Source organism: Flavobacteriales bacterium (assembly GCA_016716605.1).
Lineage (GTDB): Bacteria > Bacteroidota > Bacteroidia > Flavobacteriales_F > PHOS-HE28 > PHOS-HE28.
The window spans coordinates 519,282-538,668 of the sequence record JADJWA010000001.1 but is presented as its reverse complement, the minus strand read 5'-3'; the positions used below and the strand labels follow the sequence as shown (position 1 = coordinate 538,668).

Annotated in this window: 21 protein-coding genes; 17 read left to right on the top strand and 4 right to left on the bottom strand. The window is 62.6% G+C overall.

All coding sequences use genetic code 11. The annotated features are described in order from the left end of the window. Positions 1-44: 44 nt before the first annotated feature. Positions 45-785, bottom strand: a complete 741-nt coding sequence (locus IPM12_02205; protein MBK9146614.1) for a response regulator — start codon at positions 783-785, stop codon at positions 45-47. 45 nt (positions 786-830) lie between these two features. After that, on the bottom strand, positions 831-1,811 hold the full coding sequence (locus tag IPM12_02200) for an aldo/keto reductase (GenBank protein ID MBK9146613.1): 981 nt from the start codon (positions 1,809-1,811) through the stop codon (positions 831-833). A 414-nt stretch (positions 1,812-2,225) separates the two neighbouring features. Between IPM12_02200 and IPM12_02195 the strand changes: the two genes are divergently transcribed. The 5 genes from IPM12_02195 to IPM12_02175 are packed head-to-tail and all read left to right on the top strand — an operon-like array spanning position 2,226 to position 8,611. Next, positions 2,226-2,918 carry a glycosyltransferase family 2 protein gene (locus tag IPM12_02195; protein ID MBK9146612.1) on the top strand — a complete coding sequence of 231 codons (693 nt, stop codon included), beginning with the start codon at positions 2,226-2,228 and terminating at the stop codon, positions 2,916-2,918. After that, the gene (locus tag IPM12_02190; GenBank protein ID MBK9146611.1) at positions 2,918-4,396 is read left to right on the top strand and encodes a glycosyltransferase; all 1,479 of its coding nucleotides are present in this window, start codon (positions 2,918-2,920) and stop codon (positions 4,394-4,396) included. The genes IPM12_02195 and IPM12_02190 overlap by 1 nt, the downstream gene beginning before the upstream one ends. Next, positions 4,393-5,727: a DUF2029 domain-containing protein gene (locus IPM12_02185; protein MBK9146610.1), complete on the top strand. Its 1,335-nt coding sequence runs from the start codon at positions 4,393-4,395 to the stop codon at positions 5,725-5,727. Before IPM12_02190 ends, IPM12_02185 begins: the two co-directional genes overlap by 4 nt. 2 nt (positions 5,728-5,729) lie before the next feature. Continuing rightward, on the top strand, positions 5,730-7,028 hold the full coding sequence (locus IPM12_02180; protein MBK9146609.1) for a hypothetical protein: 1,299 nt from the start codon (positions 5,730-5,732) through the stop codon (positions 7,026-7,028). 56 nt (positions 7,029-7,084) lie between these two features. Further along, the gene (locus IPM12_02175; protein MBK9146608.1) at positions 7,085-8,611 is read left to right on the top strand and encodes a serine/threonine-protein phosphatase; all 1,527 of its coding nucleotides are present in this window, start codon (positions 7,085-7,087) and stop codon (positions 8,609-8,611) included. On the opposite strand, the gene IPM12_02170 is transcribed toward IPM12_02175, so the two are convergent. Then, positions 8,612-9,538, bottom strand: a complete 927-nt coding sequence (locus tag IPM12_02170; GenBank protein MBK9146607.1) for a septum formation inhibitor Maf — start codon at positions 9,536-9,538, stop codon at positions 8,612-8,614. A 107-nt stretch (positions 9,539-9,645) separates the two neighbouring features. Between IPM12_02170 and IPM12_02165 the strand changes: the two genes are divergently transcribed. The 11 genes from IPM12_02165 (at position 9,646) to IPM12_02115 (ending at position 16,985) form a co-directional block, all read left to right on the top strand. Beyond that, on the top strand, positions 9,646-10,464 hold the full coding sequence (locus IPM12_02165; GenBank protein ID MBK9146606.1) for a hypothetical protein: 819 nt from the start codon (positions 9,646-9,648) through the stop codon (positions 10,462-10,464). Positions 10,465-10,716: 252 nt separating this feature from the next. Then, positions 10,717-11,583 carry a sterol desaturase family protein gene (locus tag IPM12_02160; GenBank protein ID MBK9146605.1) on the top strand — a complete coding sequence of 289 codons (867 nt, stop codon included), beginning with the start codon at positions 10,717-10,719 and terminating at the stop codon, positions 11,581-11,583. Next, positions 11,580-11,810, top strand: coding sequence for a hypothetical protein (locus tag IPM12_02155; protein MBK9146604.1), 231 nt, complete (start codon positions 11,580-11,582; stop codon positions 11,808-11,810). Before IPM12_02160 ends, IPM12_02155 begins: the two co-directional genes overlap by 4 nt. 42 nt (positions 11,811-11,852) lie before the next feature. Beyond that, positions 11,853-12,452 carry a sigma-70 family RNA polymerase sigma factor gene (locus IPM12_02150; GenBank protein ID MBK9146603.1) on the top strand — a complete coding sequence of 200 codons (600 nt, stop codon included), beginning with the start codon at positions 11,853-11,855 and terminating at the stop codon, positions 12,450-12,452. A gap of 3 nt (positions 12,453-12,455) precedes the next feature. Continuing rightward, complete coding sequence (locus IPM12_02145) at positions 12,456-12,719, top strand: hypothetical protein (GenBank protein MBK9146602.1); 264 nt, start codon at positions 12,456-12,458, stop codon at positions 12,717-12,719. Then, positions 12,716-13,225: a rhodanese-like domain-containing protein gene (locus IPM12_02140; protein MBK9146601.1), complete on the top strand. Its 510-nt coding sequence runs from the start codon at positions 12,716-12,718 to the stop codon at positions 13,223-13,225. The genes IPM12_02145 and IPM12_02140 overlap by 4 nt, the downstream gene beginning before the upstream one ends. 101 nt (positions 13,226-13,326) lie before the next feature. Next, positions 13,327-13,665, top strand: coding sequence for a carboxymuconolactone decarboxylase family protein (locus IPM12_02135; protein MBK9146600.1), 339 nt, complete (start codon positions 13,327-13,329; stop codon positions 13,663-13,665). After that, positions 13,662-14,702: an arsenosugar biosynthesis radical SAM protein ArsS gene (gene arsS, locus IPM12_02130; GenBank protein ID MBK9146599.1), complete on the top strand. Its 1,041-nt coding sequence runs from the start codon at positions 13,662-13,664 to the stop codon at positions 14,700-14,702. Before IPM12_02135 ends, arsS begins: the two co-directional genes overlap by 4 nt. Continuing rightward, positions 14,699-15,292, top strand: coding sequence for a TIGR04282 family arsenosugar biosynthesis glycosyltransferase (locus tag IPM12_02125; GenBank protein MBK9146598.1), 594 nt, complete (start codon positions 14,699-14,701; stop codon positions 15,290-15,292). The genes arsS and IPM12_02125 overlap by 4 nt, the downstream gene beginning before the upstream one ends. Before the next feature lie 95 nt (positions 15,293-15,387). Next, positions 15,388-16,074 (top strand): DUF547 domain-containing protein, encoded by a 687-nt coding sequence (locus tag IPM12_02120; protein MBK9146597.1) that lies wholly within the window; start codon positions 15,388-15,390, stop codon positions 16,072-16,074. Further along, positions 16,071-16,985, top strand: coding sequence for a DUF547 domain-containing protein (locus IPM12_02115; GenBank protein ID MBK9146596.1), 915 nt, complete (start codon positions 16,071-16,073; stop codon positions 16,983-16,985). Before IPM12_02120 ends, IPM12_02115 begins: the two co-directional genes overlap by 4 nt. A gap of 12 nt (positions 16,986-16,997) precedes the next feature. Here IPM12_02115 and IPM12_02110 read toward each other — a convergent pair whose 3' ends face one another. After that, on the bottom strand, positions 16,998-18,029 hold the full coding sequence (locus IPM12_02110) for a glycoside hydrolase (protein ID MBK9146595.1): 1,032 nt from the start codon (positions 18,027-18,029) through the stop codon (positions 16,998-17,000). 59 nt (positions 18,030-18,088) lie between these two features. Here IPM12_02110 and IPM12_02105 point away from each other — a divergent pair, with 59 nt between their 5' ends. Next, on the top strand, positions 18,089-19,381 hold the full coding sequence (locus IPM12_02105; protein ID MBK9146594.1) for an FAD-dependent oxidoreductase: 1,293 nt from the start codon (positions 18,089-18,091) through the stop codon (positions 19,379-19,381). Positions 19,382-19,387 lie beyond the last annotated feature (6 nt).

The window sequence follows — 19,387 nt, the reverse complement described above, 5'->3', positions numbered from 1 at the left end:
ACGCCCTGAAGATCGGGTGAATGCACCCCAGGATCGGGTGAATGTCACAAGGTCCTGATCCGCGCCATCAGCGCCTCCTTGTGGGTTTTGCCCACGGGCAGGCTCAAGGGGCCGAGCCGCACATAGCCCTCCTCCACGGCAGTGATTCGCCGTGTGTCCACCAGGTGACTGCGGTGAATGCGCAAGTGATGCGGGCTCTTGAGCTTCTCTTCAACAGCGCTGAGTGTACTGGTGATTACGTACTTCTTCGCCGGGGTGAAGAGCGTGACGTAGTTGTCGTCGGCTTCGGCGTAGTGGATCTCATCGATGGCCACCTTGAGCAGCCTTCCTCTCTCGCGGATGAAGATGCTATCCGCGATCACGAAATCGTTGCGCTGGGCGTCGGTGGGGGCTTCAGTCGCTTCCACATCATTGGCGAATCGGGCAAGCGCCAGCTCGATCTGCGCGCGCAGATCATTCTCATCGAAGGGCTTGATGATGAATCCGGCCGGACGAAGCGGTTTCACGCGCTCGAGGGTGGCCTTGTCGCTGTGGCTGGTGACGAAGATGAAGGGCACGAGGTGCTTCGCTTTCACCTTTTCGGCCAGCTGCACGCCATCCGCTCCATCGCCCAGGTTGATGTCCAGGAGCAACAGGTCAGGCTTATGGGCGGCGATCTCCGCCATGGCGTCGAGGGCATTGTCACAGGCTGCGCATACCTCATAGCCGAGTTCCTCGAGGTGCGCGCGCAGGTCCGCTGCGATCAGAGGTTCATCTTCGACGATGAGGATGCGAACGGCCGGCATGGCTGCGCAAGGTCGGGTAATCGTGGGGGTGGCGCAATGCTCGACCTACCACGTGCTCATCCTCTCCCCCCGCAACGCACCTTCCACCCGGGCCATCACATCGCCGCTGAGCAGGTCATGCGCCTCCACGGCCTTCAGGTTCTCTTCGAGCTGCGCCACTTTGCTCGCTCCAAGGATCACGGTGCTCACGCGCGGGTTCTTCAGGCACCATGCGATGGCGAGCACGGGCAGGGACAAACCAAGCTCCGCCGCGATGGGCTTCAGCTTCTCCACAGCCATTAAGCGCGCTTCGTTCAGTTCGCGCTCCCGCAACCAATCGAGCCCCTGAGCGGTGAGGCGTGTGCCTTGCTGCGCGCTGGCGCCATGCTTGCCACTGAGCACGCCGCTGGCCAAGGGGCTCCAGATCGTGGTGCCTAGGCCCACAGTATCATAGAGCGGCGCGAATTCATGCTCCACCTTTTCCCTGTGGAATAGGTTGTACTGCGGTTGCTCCATCACCGGGCCGATGAGGTGGTGCCGCTCGGCGATGGCATGCGCTTCCTTGATCTGATCAACGCTCCATTCGCTGGTGCCCCAGTAGAGCACCTTGCCCTGCATGGTCAGCTGGTGCATGCTCCACACCGTCTCGTCGATGGGCGTGTTGGGATCCGGGCGGTGGCAGAAGTACAGGTCAAGGTAGTCCACCTGCAAGCGCTTGAGTGCATCGTGGCAGGCCTCCACCACGTGCTTGCGATGCAGTCCCAGTTGGGTGGGCAGCTTCCCGCCCGCGCCGAAAAAGGCCTTGCTGCTCACGATCCAGGTGTCGCGCGGCCAATCCATCCGCTTCAGGATGCGGCCCATGACGCGCTCGCTCTCGCCACGTGAATAGATCTCCGCATTGTCGAAGAAGTTGACGCCGCTGTCGTAGGCCAGCTTCATCAGCTCGGCGGCGGTATCGTCCGTGATGAGCTTGCCGAAGGTGAGCCAGGAGCCCAAGGAGACTTCGGAGACTTGAAGGCCGGAGCGGCCGAGGCGGCGGTAGCGCATATCGTGTGCGGGTTGAGGGTTGCAAGTTGTGCAGGTTGCGGGTTGGATGCGCGTGCATGTCTTGGGGTGCATTGTTCCAGCTGCCGCATAGGCGGTTTTCAACAAAGGCTGAGAACTTGGGCGCCTCCTCCCGAACAGTTCAACTTGGGTGAACGTCCTCTTCACGCGACCGCCATCCCTTCGTCGCCGAAATGGGAATCAATCGCCGCCATGCGTGCAGCAGGTGCCACCGAGCAGGTGGCCCTTGCGGCCATGACCACGCGCATGCCCGGGAGGGCTCACACCGGCCCAGCCAGCCGGTGAGGTGAACGCCGCATCCGCTGGCGGCGGAAGGCGAGAAGAGGCTCCGGGGACGGGGCCTCTTCGCATTCGAGCCCTGTCAGTTTCCACCTGCGCCACCGACCTTTCGCAGCAGTGGCCGCCCCCGTCATCGACGTCATCATCCCCGCTTACAACGAAGCCGACGCCATCGCGCTGGTGATCGGCGACATCCCCAAGGGCCTCGTACGGTGCGTGGTGGTGGCCAACAACGGAAGCACCGATGCCACACGTGCCGTGGCGGAGATGGCGGGAGCCATCGTGGTGGATCAGCCTCTTCGCGGCTATGGCAATGCGTGCCTGAAGGCCATGGAACAGATCAGCGCACATCAACCAAAGCCGGACATCGTGGTCTTCCTCGATGCCGACCGCAGCGATCATCCCGAGCAGCTGCCGCAAGTGATCGCACCCATCGTGCGCGGCGAAGCGGACCTGGTGATCGGATCACGTGCCCTCGGCAGCAAGGAGCGCGGGTCCATGGTTCCCCAGCAGGTCTTCGGAAATTGGCTGGCCACGCGCATGATGCGCTGGATCTATGGCGTTCGCTTCACGGACCTGGGGCCTTTCCGGGCGGTGCGCTATGAAGCGCTCCTCGCCATCGGCATGTGCGACCGCACCTTCGGCTGGACGGTGGAGATGCAGGTGAAGGCCGCCAAGCTCCACCTTCGCTGCGTGGAAGTGCCCGTGGATTATCGAAAGCGCATCGGCATGAGCAAGGTGAGCGGTACGGTGTACGGCACCGTGATGGCCGGCTACAAGATCATCGCCACGATCCTCAAGTACCGCTGATGGCGATAGCTCTGCTGATCCTGTACGGCCTGCTGCTGAGCTTCATCGTGCTCTTCAGCATCACGCAGCTGCAGCTCACCTTCGCATACTTGCGCAACAAGCGCAGGCGCAAGCACGAAGCAGCCGCATGGCCCCTGGGCAAGCCCCTGCCCGTAATCACCGTGCAGCTGCCGCTCTACAACGAGCGGTTCGTTGCCGAGCGACTCATCGATCAGGTGGCGCGGCTCGATTGGCCTGCGGAGAAGCTGGAGATACAAGTGCTCGACGACAGCAGCGATGAGACCCGGACGCTTTGCGAGGAGCGCGTCGCGTTCTGGCATGCGCAGGGCCTCGACATCGTCCACGTGCGCCGTCCGGACCGAGCGGGCTATAAGGCCGGGGCGCTGGCCTATGGCACGGAACGGGCCAAGGGAGAGTTCATCGCCGTGTTCGATGCCGACTTCATGCCGCCCGCCGACATGCTCCGGCAGGTGCTGCCTTGGTTCCAGGATGAGAAGGTCGGCTTGGTACAGACCCGTTGGGGCCACTTGAATCGCGGCAACAACCTGCTCACACGGCTGCAGGCATTCGGCCTCGACGCGCATTTCAGCGTTGAGCAGACCGGCCGCAGTGCCTTGGGCTGCTTCATCAACTTCAACGGCACGGCAGGCGTGTGGCGCAAGAGCACCATCGCCGATGCCGGCGGCTGGCAGCCCGATACGCTCACCGAGGACCTCGACCTGAGCTATCGCGCGCAGCTGCGCGGCTGGAGCTTCCGCTACCTTGAGCACGTGGAATCGCCGGCGGAGCTGCCCGCCGTGATGAACGCGTTGAAGGCGCAGCAATACCGATGGAACAAGGGCGCCGCCGAATGCGTGGTGAAGAACCTGGGCAAGGTGCTGCGCGATCCGGTGCTCCCTTACGGAACCAAGCTCCACGCGACCCTGCACCTGATGAACAGCACCGTCTTCATCAGCATCCTCGGCACGGTGCTGCTCAGCGTGCCCATCCTCGTGGTCAAGCAGCGACACCCGGAGTACGCCATCCTCTTCGACACCGCCGTGGTCTTCACTTCGGCGCTGCTGGCGCTGATCGCCTTCTATGCCGTGGCGCACAAGAACTACAAGCAGGGTTGGCGCGGCGCACTGCACTTCCTCGGAATCTTCCCGCTATTCCTCGCGGTGAGCATGGGCCTGTCATTGCACAACGCGATCGCGGTGATCGAAGGCTACATCGGCCGCCGAACGCCATTCGTGCGCACGCCCAAGGTGGGCGCGTGCAGCGATGGCGCGCAGTGGACGCGCAATGCCTACCTCAAGAGCGCGATCTCGCCGCTGTTGCTGGTTGAGCTGGCCGTCGCAGGCTATGCGCTATTCGGCATCGCGTACGCCGTTCGCGTGGGCGACTTCGGCCTGCTGCCCTACCACCTCATGGTGGCCTTCGGTTTCGGTGCGGTGGCTTGGTACTCCCTGGTGCATAGCCTGCGGACGGCGGGATGAGCACGAAGGACCGTTGGATCGCCTGGGGCGGCTTCATGATGCTGTTGCTCGGCGTGGCCTTCCTGGGCTACGGCCCGCACCGGAGCGAGAGCGCGTTGCTGCTGGGAGGATTCGCCGTCGCGTTCCTCGGCTATCTCTTGCTCCATGCGCGCATAGGCGGAATGAGCCCGCGCGCCTTTTTCGTGCTGGTCATCGCGCTGCGCGTGCTCTTGCTCTTCGCGCCCATCACGTGGACGGACGATCACTTCCGCTATTGGTGGGATGGGGTCTGCACCGTCAACGGCCTGTCACCATTCGCGCACCCGCCGCGTGATTTGCTCTCCCTGCATCCCGGGCTCTTCAGCGCGGATCACCTCGCCATGCTCAACTCGCCCGGCTTCCACTCGGCATATCCGCCTCTGGCGCAAGCGGCCTTTGCGCTGGCGGCATGGCTTGGCGGCGCTTACCCCGATGCATGGATGCTCTTCATGCGCTTGATCATCGTGCTCTGCGAGGCCGTGAGCATCGCCCTGCTGATGAGGCTATTGCGCCGTGAACGGGCCGGCCTGACTGCCGTCGCGCTCTACGCCTTCAATCCGCTGGTGCTGATTGAGCTCACGGTGAATCTGCACACCGAGGCGCTGATGATCCCGCTCTGCCTCGGAGCGGTGCTGATGCTGCGCAGCGATCGGTTGTGGGCCGTTGGCTTGCTGATCGGGCTGGCGGCATCCGCTCGACTGATGCCGATAGTGTTCATCCTGGCTTTGCCCGCCGTCGTCGGGATCAAGCGAAGCGTCCTTCCTGCGGCCATCGCAGGCTGTGCCTTCGCCTCGAGCTGGCTGCCTTTCTGGACACCGGAGCTGATCCCGAATTTCCTGTCGAGCCTCAAGCTCTTCGGCACCTATCTCGAGTACAATGGCGGCCTCTTCGAGCTGCTGCGACGTGCGCTGGGTGATGATGCGGTGAAGGGGACCGGGCTGATCGGTGCGATCACGTTGTGCGCGCTCATCGCGTATGCGATCATCCGTTTCCGCAAGGGTGCCATGGAACTTGGTGAGGCCATGCTCTGGCTGCTGGCCATGGTGCTCTTCGGGTCCCAAGCGGTGCACCCGTGGTACATCACGCCGCTGATCGCTTTCGCTGCGCTCACCCGTTGGCGCTGGCCGCTCTGGTGGAGCCTGCTCATCATGCCCACCTATCTCACCTACGGAAGCGAGCCGTTCGCGCAGCCCTATTGGTGGATCACGATGGAATATGGAGCGCTGGTTGTTTTGATCGGGATCGAATGGCTTGGCCGAGCGAGCACTTGGCCGGAATCGGTGGGAAGCATTTCCATGTACGACCTTCGCTGAGCATGCTGCGCTCGACCCTGCTGCTCTTTGGCTGCACCTCCATCATGCTGCACGCCCAATGGTCTTGGACACCCCTTGCGCCCCTTCCCATGCCCACCGCCAACCACGCAGTCTGCGCGGCAGTGGTGAACGGCTCACGGAACGTGTATGTCTTCGGCGGCATCACCGCGGGCCTCACCAGCGACGACATCCACCGCAGCGCCTTCCGCTATGATGTGGATATCGATGCTTGGTTCCCCCTGCCCGTTCTGCCTGACACCTTGGGCAAGATCGCGGCCTCGGCGAGCGTGGTGGGCGATACCGCCTACGTGATCGGCGGCTATCACGTCTTCAATGGCGCGCCCTTCGAGTTGAGCAGCAACAAGGTGCATCGCCTCAATCTTGCCACGAACACCTGGATGCCCGATGCCGCACCGGTGCCCGTGCCGATCGATGATCAGGTACAGGCCGTATGGCGCGACAGCCTCATCTATGTGATCACCGGGTGGAGCAACAACGCCAACGTGGCGAACGTGCAGGTGTACGATCCCGCGCACAACAGCTGGAGCGTGGCCGCACCGGTGCCCAACAACAACCAGTACAAGGCCTTCGGCGCGGGCGGAGCGATCATCGGCGATACGGTCATTTACCACGGTGGCGCAAGTACGGGTCTGAACTTTCCCGCGCAGGACCGTGTGCGCATCGGCGTGATCGATCCGGATAACCCGCTTGCGATCGATTGGCTGCCCAGCGCGGTCGGAGGACAGGGCGCACGATACCGATCAGGCCCGGCGGTGGTGAACGGCAAGGCCACGTGGATCGGCGGCTCGGCCATCAGCTACAACTTCGATGCGCTGGCATACGCAGGCGGAGCGGTGGTGAATCCTGCCACGGCGATCCTGCAATGGGGCGGCAGCGGCATGAGCACCATTGGAACCGCGCCTACCCATGTGATGGACCTGCGCGCGGTCGGGGACATCGGCAACGGGCAATTGATCGTGGCTGGCGGGATCGGCTTGCAACGGGCCGTGCTCGACAGTGTGTGGCTCGTGGACGCGAATGCGACCGGAATCGAGGGCGATGCGAAGCCCCAAGCATTGGTGCATCCGAATCCGGTCGTGGATGAACTGCACATCACCTATCCTGACCGTGCGTTCACCCGGTTCGCGCTGTTCGATGCGGTAGGCGAGCTTATCCTTCAAGGGCCGCTTGCCGCAGCTCCCGCGCGCATTCCCGTCGTTGGAATCCGAGCCGGACACTATTTCATCCGGCTCGAAGGCCCTGACGTGACGTGGACCGTGCCCGTCGTGAAGATCCCGTAGCCCGGAACAAGTCGCACGCAGCGGCGTATGAGGCCCGCCCCTTGATCCGGGCGTCCGTGGGCCGCATTACCGCCATCTCATTCATCCGCAACGCCACTACCAAAGTGATGCTTACGGTATTCCTCGTGCTCGCGGGGCTGGCGCTGGCCTCCATCGTGATGAGCTACCGCACGCATATCGGCGCAGCCACGGAACAGGAGTTCACCCGTTTGGCGGGCATCACCATTCCGCTCGCAAGGGCCATTGATGCCGAAGGTCATGAGCGACTCACTGTTCAGCACGCTGACGGTGGCACGCTCTTCAATGGGCCTGATTCAGCGACCTACGCCGCGCTCCGCGCCCACCTGGTCCAAGCCCATGCGGATCACGCCCTTGGCAGCGATGTGTACACGATGGTGAAGGACCCGGTGAGCGGTGAATTCAAGTTCATCGTCACCAGCGGCCCCAACCCCTATTTCAAGCACGTTTGGGAGCAACCGCACCAAGAGCACATCGAGCAATATGAGAGTGGCGCATCCATCGGGCCCTATACCGATGAGAACGGCACCTGGCTCTCGGTCTTCCGGCCGATCAAGCTCAACGGGCGCACGGTCGCCATCGTGCAGGCCGACAAGCAATTCGACCCGTTCCTCGCTGAAGTGCGGTCAGGCTTCCGCAGGACACTGGTTGCATACACGGCCATCTTCATCCTTGCCGCTGCACTCCTGCTCCGTTGGATGCACCGGATCCTGAAGCATGAGGATACCATGAAGGAGCGCTTGCAGCGCACCGCCGAGATGCTCCGTGAGAAGAACGATGACATCATGGCCAGCCTCCGTGCGGCCGAACGGCTGCAACGCTCTGTGATGCCCGATCATCAGGTGGTGCGTGAGGCTTTCCCGGAGTTCGGCGTGCTCTTCATGCCCAAGGACCTGGTGAGCGGCGACCTCTACTGGTATGAGCACGTGGGTCAACGTGCGTACCTCGCCGTAGGCGATTGCACGGGCCATGGCATCCCCGGCGCCATGACGAGCATGCTGGCCGCGAGCGCGCTTCGCACAGCGTTGCTGAAGCATGAAGGCCGCCTGGACCTGATGCTTGATGCGCTGGACCGAGATGTGCGCAAGCAATGGCACCAGGAGGATGACCGCTCCGCCGGCATGGACATCACGCTCTGCTGCATCGACTTCGCCGAGGGGCGCTTCACCTACGCCAGCGCTGGAAGGCCATTGCTCCTGCTGCGAGGCGGCCAAGTGCACAAGCTCGACGCGGATCGCGCGGGCATCGGAGGCTTCCAGGAAGGGCACCGCTACTGCGAGCGCGAGGTGACTGTGCGCGCCGGCGATCGCTTCTACCTGTACAGCGATGGCTTCGTGGACCAGATGGGCGGCGAAAGGGGAAAGAAATTCAAGAACGAGCAGCTGTTCAGCCTGCTGCCGACCATCCAAGGCCTCGGCCTCACCGAGCAGATGACCTTGCTACGACGGTCATTCACCGAATGGAAGGGCAACCAGCCGCAGATCGATGATGTGATCGTGCTCGGTTTCGAGATTCCGGATTCAGCGGCCTTCGCGAATCGCAGCGATGCGCAGAAGCGCGCGTGATCAGTGGAGCGGCGCCCTAGCCAGGCCTAGCCGTTCCCGCATGGGATCGTCGGCGTGGCTGTTCTGCTGCCAATAGGGCTCCATCACGTGATGCGTGCGAACGGCTTCCGTGGTGAGCGTCCTTGCGCTCGCTCCCCAGCCGTCGGGCCGGGTCTCGGCCCAACCCTCAATGGCATGCGGGAACACTGATGCGAAGCGGATTGATAGGGTGCGGCTCAGCGAAGGCATGCTCAGGGTGTAGGTGCTGACGGCTCCTTCGGATTTCAACTCCGCGGTGGCTTCAACCGGTGCGGCGGGCTTATGCATCAAGCGCAGATAGCGCAGGCTGGGCAGCACTCGGACCTTGCCCGTCGGCAGCTTCTTCGGATCGATGCGCACCTGATTGAACAGCGCGTCCTCCAACCAGGCATCTTCCACTTGGAATTCGCGATCGCCTTCGGTTTGGAAGTAGCTGAATGATCGTCCAGCGTAGGCGCTATTCCGCCGGTTCAACTGCGCGAATACCTGTCCGCACCAGTCCTGCACGCTATTGTTCACCTTGAGCGCCGGGCTGCCATCCACGGGCGAGAACACACTGGTCATGTGCGAGTAGTCGTAGATGCCCGTGCTGTAGCGCTCGATCAGATTGGTCTTCAGCACGCTGGTGCGGGGTGCGTCGCCTTCACCTTCATGCTTCACGTGCTCGTTCACCAGAAAGTCCTCAGTGACCTGGATGAGCACGGCATGGCCTTCGCGCATCTCGCCGTAGCGGGCCTGCTTCAATGAATAGCGTGCGACCTCGGCCTTGCCTTGGTGCCAGAAGGCGTTGAATTCCTCGGAAGGCACCGCTCCGGTTCGATCTTCATTTTCCTGCGAACCCGCGCCGCAGGTGGCGAGCAGCAGCATGATCAGCGCGATCCCGCTGGAGGAGAGCATCGTCATTCTCATGGCCCTAAGGTCGGCCGGCGCCCCGAAGCCTGACCTTCGCGCTGTCAGTAAGGGCCAATCCAAGCGACCGGCCACCGCATCCGTCCATGATGAATACGCGAACATCCATGTCACGAATTACCTACCGCGCATCCCTCGCCTTATTCACGCTGCTCATCACCACTCCCACTTTCGCGCAGGTCGATGGCTTCAACAAGGGCAAGGGCAACATGGACCTTGTGCTCTCCTTGGGATACGAGCAGGGACTGGACTATTACCTCGCTGAGGGCACGGCTGGCTTGTCGCGTTATAGGGCCTCGGCCTCGTTCTTCGCCGCGCGGGGCATCACCGACAAGCTCGATGTGCAATTGAGCCTGCCGTTCATCCTGAGCAATGGCACTTCTGGGCTGCAGGATGGCCAGCTCTTCGTGAAGTGGTTGCCGGTGAAGGCGCGCATGGGCAAGGGCACCTTCACTTTCGGCGCGGCTCTGGGCGGCAGCATGCCGTTGACGGCATATCCCACCGAGGGCTTGGGCGCGATCGGTCAGCAAGCGAGCAGCATCGTGCCCATGGGTGTGCTGCAATACCGCACCGATGGCGGCACTTTCGTGAGCCTGGTGGGCGGGCAGATGGCCGTTGGCCCCCCGACTCCGGATGCCTACATCGGCACCTTGCGGCTTGGCCGTGCGACAGGCACCTACTACGGCGAGCTGTACCTGCAAACGCAACAGGCAATGGGCGGCAAGGATTACAGCGGCACGGGTGACAAGGCACCGGCTACGTTCAAGGAGCTGGGGGTTGATTTCCTGAGAGCCGGGGTGAAGTACTACAAGCCCTTCGGCAACCGCTACGGTTGGGTGGTGGAGGCGGCGTACAACCTGGCAGGGCGGAACGTGGATCAGAGCTTGCTGGGGGCAGGGTCCTTCATCGTGCACTTCAGGAAGTGAAGGCGCTCATCCGCATCATCTGAGGCTAGAGCGCATCTCAAAATTGCTTTTGGTAGCGAGCGAGCGGGATTTCGCGTTCAGGCGAGGCGTCGAACCCGAGCATAGTCGGGTACTCTGTGAGGGCTTCGACAACGACGCATGGGCGCGAAAGGCCCTCGCGGAGACCGAAGGGCATTCTTGAGATGCGCTCTAGTTCATCCGTGATCTCTCTCACGGAATCCTGGCCCGGCTGGCAGTACGTTCGCGCTCGCTGTGCAGCACTACCTCGACCTCGTCACAACCTCTTACCGCGACTATTGGAATTACCTCGTCCATGAGGTGCTCCATCCCTCGTGGCACAACTACTTCTGGTGGCTCATAGGTCTCTCGCTGTTCGCTTGGCTGGCGGAGACCGTGTTCCCTTGGCGCAAAGAGCAGGCGCGCATCCGGCAGGACTTCTGGCTCGATGGCTTCTACATGTTCTTCAACTACTTCCTATTCTCGCTCATCGGCTTCAACGCCATCGGCAACGTGGGCGTGGACCTGTTCAGCCGGTTCCTCGGGCTCTTCGGCATCAGCAACCTCGTCGCGGTGAGCATCGCGTCGTGGCCTGCCTGGCTCCAATTGCTCACGGCCTTCGTGGTGGCCGACTTCGTGCATTGGAACGTGCATCGCATGCTGCACCGAGTGCCCTGGATGTGGGAATGGCACAAGGTTCACCACAGCGTGAAGGAGATGGGCTTCGCAGCGCACCTGCGCTTCCACTGGATGGAGAACGTGATCTACAAGACCGCGCAGTACATCCCGCTGGCCATGATCGGGTTCGGGCTCGACGACTTCTTCATCATGCACATCATCGCCACGGCGATCGGGCACCTCAACCATAGCAACATCCCGCTCACTTATGGCCCGCTGAAGTATGTGCTGAACAACCCGGCCATGCACATCTGGCACCATGTGAAGGAGCTTCCCGCCGGTCGTCCGCACGGCATCAACTTCGGCATCAGCCTGAGCTTGTGGGACTATCTGTTTGGCACGGCCGTGATCCCGAGGGATGGCCGCGACATCGAGCTCGGCTTTCCTGACGAAGAGCGGTTCCCGAAGGACTTCATCGGCCAAGTGACGCACCTCCGCCGATGAGCCGATGGATCAACGACTGGAAGCTGCTGCTGGTGGCCGCGGTGCTGATCGGCGGTGCGCCCTTCGTGCCTGAGCCGCATCTGGTGGGCAAGATCCGCTGGGTGGGCGGTGGTGCAGTGGGCATGCAGGCCATGGATTGGCTCGATCTGGTCTGGCATGCTTCGCCCTTGTCCCTCCTGCTGCGGTTGGCGGTCCTGCGGCTCAGGAAACCGCGTACCGCATCGTGATGCGTTCGGGGAGCGCATGGCGATGCCGCATATTAGCGGCGGATGGCCACGCGCACGGAAGAAGGGACGTACCGCAAGCTGCTGGAGCAATTGGTGAAGAAGCACACCAGCGAGCTCGCGCGCTTCGCCAGGGCCCGCGTAAAGGATCCCGATGTGGCGGATGACCTGGTTCAGCTGACCTTCATTGCGGCATGGGACGCCATCGGGCGCTACGCCAACGAGAGCAGCCACCGCACCTGGCTCTTCGCCATCCTGAAGCACAAGCTCGCAGACCATTACCGCAAGCAATACCGTGAGGCCAGGCACCTGTCAGGCGCGGCCGATGCCGACGACGAGCGGCTCATGGGCATCTGCGATCTGCAAGGCAACTGGACCCATCGGCCCCATGAGGCGGAGGACTTCCTCATTTCCGCCGAGGATCAGCGCAATGAGCGCCTGGATCGCGCCCTGCGTGCCTGCCTGGACAGCCTGCCCCCGCATTGGCGTAGCGCCGTGGAAATGAAGTTCCTGTTGGATCGCGACGCGAAAGAGATCTGTGCGGCGCTCGGGATCAGCGACACCAACTACTGGCAGCAGATCCATCGCGCGAAACTGCGGTTGCGTGGCTGCATTGAAGGCTTGCTCGGTGCCTCGGAGAACTGAACCATGAGCCTCTTCCACTCCCTTTTCCTCTCCTGCCGGAAGGCCACCGAACTCATGGAGCGGGCTACGGTGTCGCCCTTGCCCATTCACAGCCGTTTCCAACTGGTGGTCCATAAGGCCGCGTGCGCGGCATGCGCGCTCTTCGCCAAGCAGAGCGAGGCCATTGATCAGTTGATGGAGCAAAGGGGCGGGTCCAACCAAGGACCGGATACCGCACGATTGGAGGATCGGATCATCGAGGCGCTGCCCGCCTCCGATAAGCCATGAGGATACTGCAGGTCCATCGGTCGGTCATTCTTTGCGTCCTCGCGTGGAGCACGGCCTTCGCATCGGCCCAACGCGTGAGCGACCCTGCCTATGCCGAGCGACTCAAGGGCCTGCTCGACGAGGACACGCCTGCGCTCACCGTGGCACAATGCGCAACCCTTGGCGAAACCGTATTCCTCGATGCCCGTGAGCGACCGGAGTTCGACGTGAGCCATCTGCCTGGCGCGCGTTGGGTGGGCTACGATGATTTCGAGCTGTCTCGTGTGAAGGGCATCCCGAAGTCCGCCACCATCGTGGTGTATTGCAGCGTGGGCTACCGCAGCGGAAAGATCACGGGTCGCTTGCGCAAGGCCGGATACACCAACGTGCGCAATCTCTACGGCGGCATATTCGAATGGGTGAACACGGGGCTCGCGGTGGAGGATGCGAAGGGCCCCACGCCGCGCGTGCATGCCTACGACAAGGACTGGGGCCGCTGGCTGCGGAAGGGAGAGAAGGTGTATTGAAGCGTCAGGGTAGGCAATGATCAGCGACCGCGGCACGAAGCACAACGGACCGGACCCCCTGATCGGCAGGTAACATTGAACGAACCAATCGCTGCGAGAGAATGGACGAGACCTATTACAAGCCCGCCGACCTCAAGAAGTTCGGCCAGATCACCGAGTTCCAGAAGGAGCTTGGCGACAAGTTCTTCAGCTACTATGGCGAAGTCTTCAAGGAAGGAGCGCTCACTGCGCGAGAGAAGGCCTTGATCGCACTGGCCGTGGCGCACACGGTGCAATGCCCGTACTGCATCGATGCCTACACCGCTGATACGCTGGAGAAGGGCTGCAGCGAGGAGCAGATGATGGAAGCGGTGCACGTGGCCGCCGCGATCCGTTCCGGCAGCAGCCTGGTGCATGGCGTGCAGATGATGAACAAGGTGAAGGAACTCACCGGAGGATGAAGTCGCTGAACGCGCAGCACCATCCGCTCAGCGCCGCTGCGCGACAAGTGGAATTGCTGGAGGACCCTGCTGGCCCTGGACCGCTCTTTGACGGGCGATTGAAGCAGGCTGGTCTGGGGAGGTTGAAGTCCGCGAGCTTCGATACGCTGCAGGTGAACATCGGCAAGATGTGCAACCAGACCTGCACCCACTGCCATGTGGATGCCGGTCCCGACCGCAAGGAGAGGATGGACCGCGCCACCATGGAGCATTGCCTTCGAGCGGTGGAGGCGCATGGCGTGCGCACGGTGGACCTCACCGGCGGCGCACCTGAGATGCACCCGGAGTTCAGATGGTTCGTGGAGGAGCTGCGGGCGCGCAGCGCGCATGTGATGGTGCGCTGCAACCTCACGATCATCCTCGCCAACAAGAAGTACCACGGCCTGCCTGAGTTCTTCCGGATGCACCGGGTTGAAGTGGTGAGCTCCTTGCCCTTCTACACCGCGAACCGCACCGACAGTCAGCGCGGCGAGGGCGTCTTCGCCAAGAGCATCGAAGCCTTGAGGATGCTGAACGCAGTGGGCTATGGCGCCGATGGCAGCGGCCTCACGCTGAACCTCGTTTACAATCCGGGGGGCACCTTGCTCCCAGGGCCGCAGGAGGAACTGGAGCGCCAGTTCAAGAAGGAGCTGCGCGACCGGCACGGCATCGTGTTCAACAGCCTCTTCGCCATCGCCAATATGCCCATCAGCCGCTACCTCGATTACCTGGTGCGCACGGAGAGGTACACAGCCTATATGGAGCGCTTGATCAGCGCCTTCAATCCCGCTGCCACCATGGGCGTGATGTGCCGCAGCATGATCAGCGTGGGCTACGATGGCGGTCTCTATGATTGCGACTTCAACCAGATGCTGGAGCTGCCTTTGAGCGCAGGCATGCCCCGGCATATCCGCGACCTGTCCGATGCGAGCGTGGTGGGCCGGGCGATCGTCACCGGCAGGCATTGCTACGGCTGCACGGCAGGCGCGGGCAGTAGCTGCGGAGGGGCCACGGCATGAGCAAGCCCTTGCTGATCCTCTTCCTGCGCGAGCCCGTCCTGGGCAAGGTGAAGACGCGGTTGGCAGCGAGCCTGGGTGATGTTGGAGCGTTGCGCATCTACGAGCGCCTTCTCACGCACACGCTGCGCGAAGCATCGAAGGTGGAAGCGCGCAGGCAGGCCTGGTACTCGCAGGCCTTGATCGGTGACGACCTTGCTGCGCCTTTTGGATTTGAAGCAAGGGCGCAATGCAGGGGTGACCTCGGCGCGCGCATGCGGCATGCCTTCGGACAAGGATTCGCCGAAGGGCATGCACCCATCATCATCATTGGGAGTGATCTGCCCGGCGTGCGCACGCAACTGTTGGATGATGCCTTCGCCGCCCTGGGCGCGTACGATGCGGTGTTGGGGCCGTCGGCCGATGGCGGCTACTACCTCTTGGGCCTGAATGCTCCGCTCGATGCGCTCTTCGCCGAGAAGCAATGGAGCGGTCCTACGGTGTTCGCGCATACCGCCAGCGACCTGGTGCTGCACGGACGCAGCTATCATCTGCTGCCTGTGCTCCGCGACGTGGATACGGCCGATGACCTTGGCCAAGTGCGGCTCCCGTGAAGGCGCGCGGCACAGGATCGCTGCTCATTGGTTTGGGCTCAGTTCGATGGTGCATCACATGTAAGGGGATCACCCCGTCAGCGACCTCTCCGGCGATGACGATCGGATCAGTGGATGAGAACCTGCTCCTCGCGGCTCGCAACGGCTCGGACGCTTCAAGCCCGCTCGCGCTCCTGGCCAGCGTGAATGAGGGAGAGCTCGCCTCCACGCTGCGTTCAGAGTCACGTGCCCGAGCTTTTTGGATCAATCTCTACAACGCCTTCGCGCTCATCGCCCTGCGCGGCGGTCCCGTGGATTTGCGTTCGCGCATGGCCCGTGCCAAGCATTACACCCGTCGTATGATCCACATCGCCGGATACACGCTCTCGCTCAACGACATCGAGCACGGCGTCTTGCGCGGAGGTCGGTCGTGGTGGAGCTTCGGCTATTTGCGCGATCCGTTCGCCTCGCGCTTCGTGAAGCGCTTCCGCCTGCCATTGGATCCGCGCATCCACTTCGCGCTGAATTGCGGGGCTGCCAGTTGTCCGCCTATCGCCTTCTGCACCGGCGAGCGCTTGGAGGAACAGCTTGAACGGGCCACGGCCGCCTATCTGGAGACGGGCGCACGGTTCGACCCTGGCACGAACACCGTGGAAGTCCCGCCGCTGCTGCACTGGTACCGAGCCGATTTCGGAGGCAGCGCTGGCATGCTCGCGCTGCTTCGGCGCTTTGGCACGATACCTTCAGCGGCACGGCCGCGTATCCGCTTCACCACCTACGACTGGACACCGATCACCCCATGAACCTGAACGGACTGACCTCATTCGCCTTCGTCGCTTGCCTCAACGCCTCCTGTCAAGCCGCGCCATCTGCGGTATCCAATGCGCCGATGCCATCCAATGCTGGGCCTGCAGCGATGCGGCACGATAGCGCACCGGACACGGATCCTGAAGTTCCGCTCCAAGAAGTGCCCATGGTGATCCCTATGGAGGTCCAGGCGCCGACCGGCGCAGTTCCGAAGAGCGGGCAACTGGTGGAAGCGGAACCCGCGCCAATGGAAGTTCAAGCTGCTTTCGACCACGCGCTCTGGAACTCGCTCCTTCAAGCGCATGTGAGCGCCGATGGCATGGTGGACTATGGAGCTTTCGGCAAGGATGCGCGATTGGCCGAATATCTCGGCAAGCTCAGCGCGACGAAGGCCGTGGACACCTGGCCGCGGAACGAGCGCCTCGCCTTCTGGATCAACGCCTACAACGCCTTCACCATCCGCCTCATGCTCGACCACCCCACGGTGAAGAGCATCAAGGACATCAACGAGCCTTGGAAGAAGAAGTTCTTCAGCCTGAACGGTGCACGCACGAACCTCGATCAGGTGGAGCACCAGGAGCTGCGCGAGAAGCTGGGTGACGAGCGCATCCATTTCGCCATCGTGTGCGCCTCGTTCTCCTGCCCGCAGCTCTGGAACAAGGCGTTCACGGCGGACGGCCTGGATAAGCAGCTCGATGATGCCGCTCGCCGTTTCATCAACGACCCCAAGCGCAACGTGCTCGGAGGCGAACCTCAGCTCAGCGAGATCTTCAATTGGTTCAAGGGCGACTTCACGAAGAAGGGAAGCCTGGCGGCGTACATCAATCGTTACGCACGCACGCCCATCCCTGCTGATGCGACCATCAAGCACCTGGATTACGATTGGCGCCTGAACGGCAAGCGTTGATCCAGGTCCCGGTCATTCCCGACCGAATTCCTCCCGCAGCACGCGCTCTGCGGCCTTGCCTTGCGGACTGAAGCCATTCGCGCTCATTTCGTGCTTCCCGCCATCGGCGAACCACTTCCATACGAAGCAGCCCGCGTACCAGGGTTGGCCCGGCAGTACGCCGAAAAAGGCCTTGTGTGCCGCGGCCTGGGCATCGTCGTCGCGCGGAGCGCTTCGATCCTCCTTCCACGGCTCCACGGTGCAGTTGCTCGTGCAGGTGTAGCCCACCTCCGTGAACAGGATAGGTCGCCCGTGGCGCTGCGAAAGTTCTGCGAGCATGGCCGTGTGCTTCGTCCAGCCCATCGCGATGGTGTCCGCATTGCTCGTGGCTGCAGAAGTGAGCGGAAAGTAGCCATCCACGCCGATGAGGTCCAGCGCAGGCCAGAACGGTACGTGGCTCACCTCGTCCCAGTTAGCCGCATAGGTGAGCATGCCGTTGTAGACCGATCGCACCGAATCGATCAACGTGGTCCAGAACGCTGGCCGCGCTTCGGTGAACTTCCGGAGCTCCGTGCCAATGCATAGGAGTTCAACTTCTTCACGCGCTGCGATCCTGGCGTACGTGATCAGGTAGGCCAGGTAGCTCGACGCGAAAGCGTCCGGGTCGGCCGGCACGAAGTTGCCCGTGAACTCACCATGTCCCAGCCACAAATGCGGCTTCAACATCACTTGGAGACCCGCGGACCGGGCCATGCGCACCTGCTCCGTGATGCCTGCCTCCGATTCTCCCCAGTATTGCCAGCGTTCGCCTTCCCAGAACAAGTTCTCGTTGTCGCCAGGCCCGTAGGCGTAAGGCACCACGGCCACCCACTCGGCACCCATCGCGGCGATGCTGTCGAAGACGGCCTGTTCAACGGGGCTTGGCGGGGCCGAAAAGCTGAGGCCTTGGATGGTGTTGATGGAAGTATCGGCGCGCGTGATAGGAACGCGCGCAGGAGTTTCCACCTTCACCGGCCGATGCTCGCTCGCATCTCCGTTGCTCAAACAAGCCGCAAGGAGGATCATCCCCGTCAGGTTCACCATCAGCCCTCGACCATCGTCGCGCATTTCGCACCGAAGATCGCATGAAGCACGTCGTCATCATCGGGAATGGGATCAGCGGGATCACGGCGGCGCGGGAGATCCGCAAGCGCAGCGATGCGCGCATCACGGTGATCAGCGGCGAGAGCGCGCACTTCTTCAGCCGCACGGCGCTCATGTATGTGTACATGGGCCATATGCGCTACCAAGACATCAAGCCATATGCGGACGACTTCTGGGCGAAGAACCGCATTGAGCTGAAGCGCGCGTGGGTGAAGAGCGTGGACACCGCCGCGAAGCGCGTTGCCTTCGAGGATGGGGGCACCATGGCCTATGATGCGCTGTTGATCGCGACCGGATCGCGTACCAACAAGTTCGGCTGGCCTGGGCAGGATCTTCCGGGCGTGCAAGGGCTCTACAGCTTGCAGGATCTGGAATCAATGGAGAGGGACACCAAAGGGATCGGCCGTGCGGTGATCGTGGGCGGAGGGCTCATCGGCGTGGAGATGGCCGAGATGCTGCTGAGCCGACGCATAGGAGTCACCTTCCTCGTGCGCGAAGACCTCTTCTGGGGCGGTGTGCTCCCGCAGCAGGAGGCGAAGCTGATCGGCCGCCACATCGCGGAGCACGGCGTGGACCTGCGCTTCAACACGGAGCTGGATAGCATCCTGCCGGGCGCCGATGGCCGCGTGCGCTCGGTGGTGACCAAGAGCGGCGAAGAAATCGTGTGCCAGTTCGTGGGCATCACCACGGGCGTATCACCCAACATCGCCTTCCTCAAGGACAGCGGCATCGCATGCGATCGCGGTGTGCTGGTGAGCGAGTACTTGGAGACGAGCGTGCCCGTGGTGTACGCGGCAGGCGATTGCGCGCAGTTCCGCAAGCATCCCGATCCGGAGCGCCGCTCGGTGGAGCAGGTCTGGTACACGGGCCGCATGATGGGAGCCACAGTGGCGCGCACGATCACCGATGAGCGCACGGCCTACGCGCCCGGTCCGTGGTTCAACAGCGCCAAGTTCTTCGACATCGAGTACCAGACCTACGGCTGGGTGCGCAACCGCCTGATGCCCGGTCAGGCGGAGTACTACTGGGAACACCCGGATGGCCGCCTCGCGCTGCACCTGGTGTGGAACGAAGAGGACCGCCGCTTCATCGGCGTGAACGCCTTCGGCATGCGGCTGCGTCACGAGGTCTTTGATCGCTGGTTGCGCGAAGACGTGAGCGTGGATCATTTGGTGGAGCACCTGCGCGAGGCCAACTTCGATCCGGAGTTCTTCGCACAGCATGTGAAGGCGATCGCCATCTCCTTCAAGCGCAACAGTGCAATGCACGCATAAGGGATC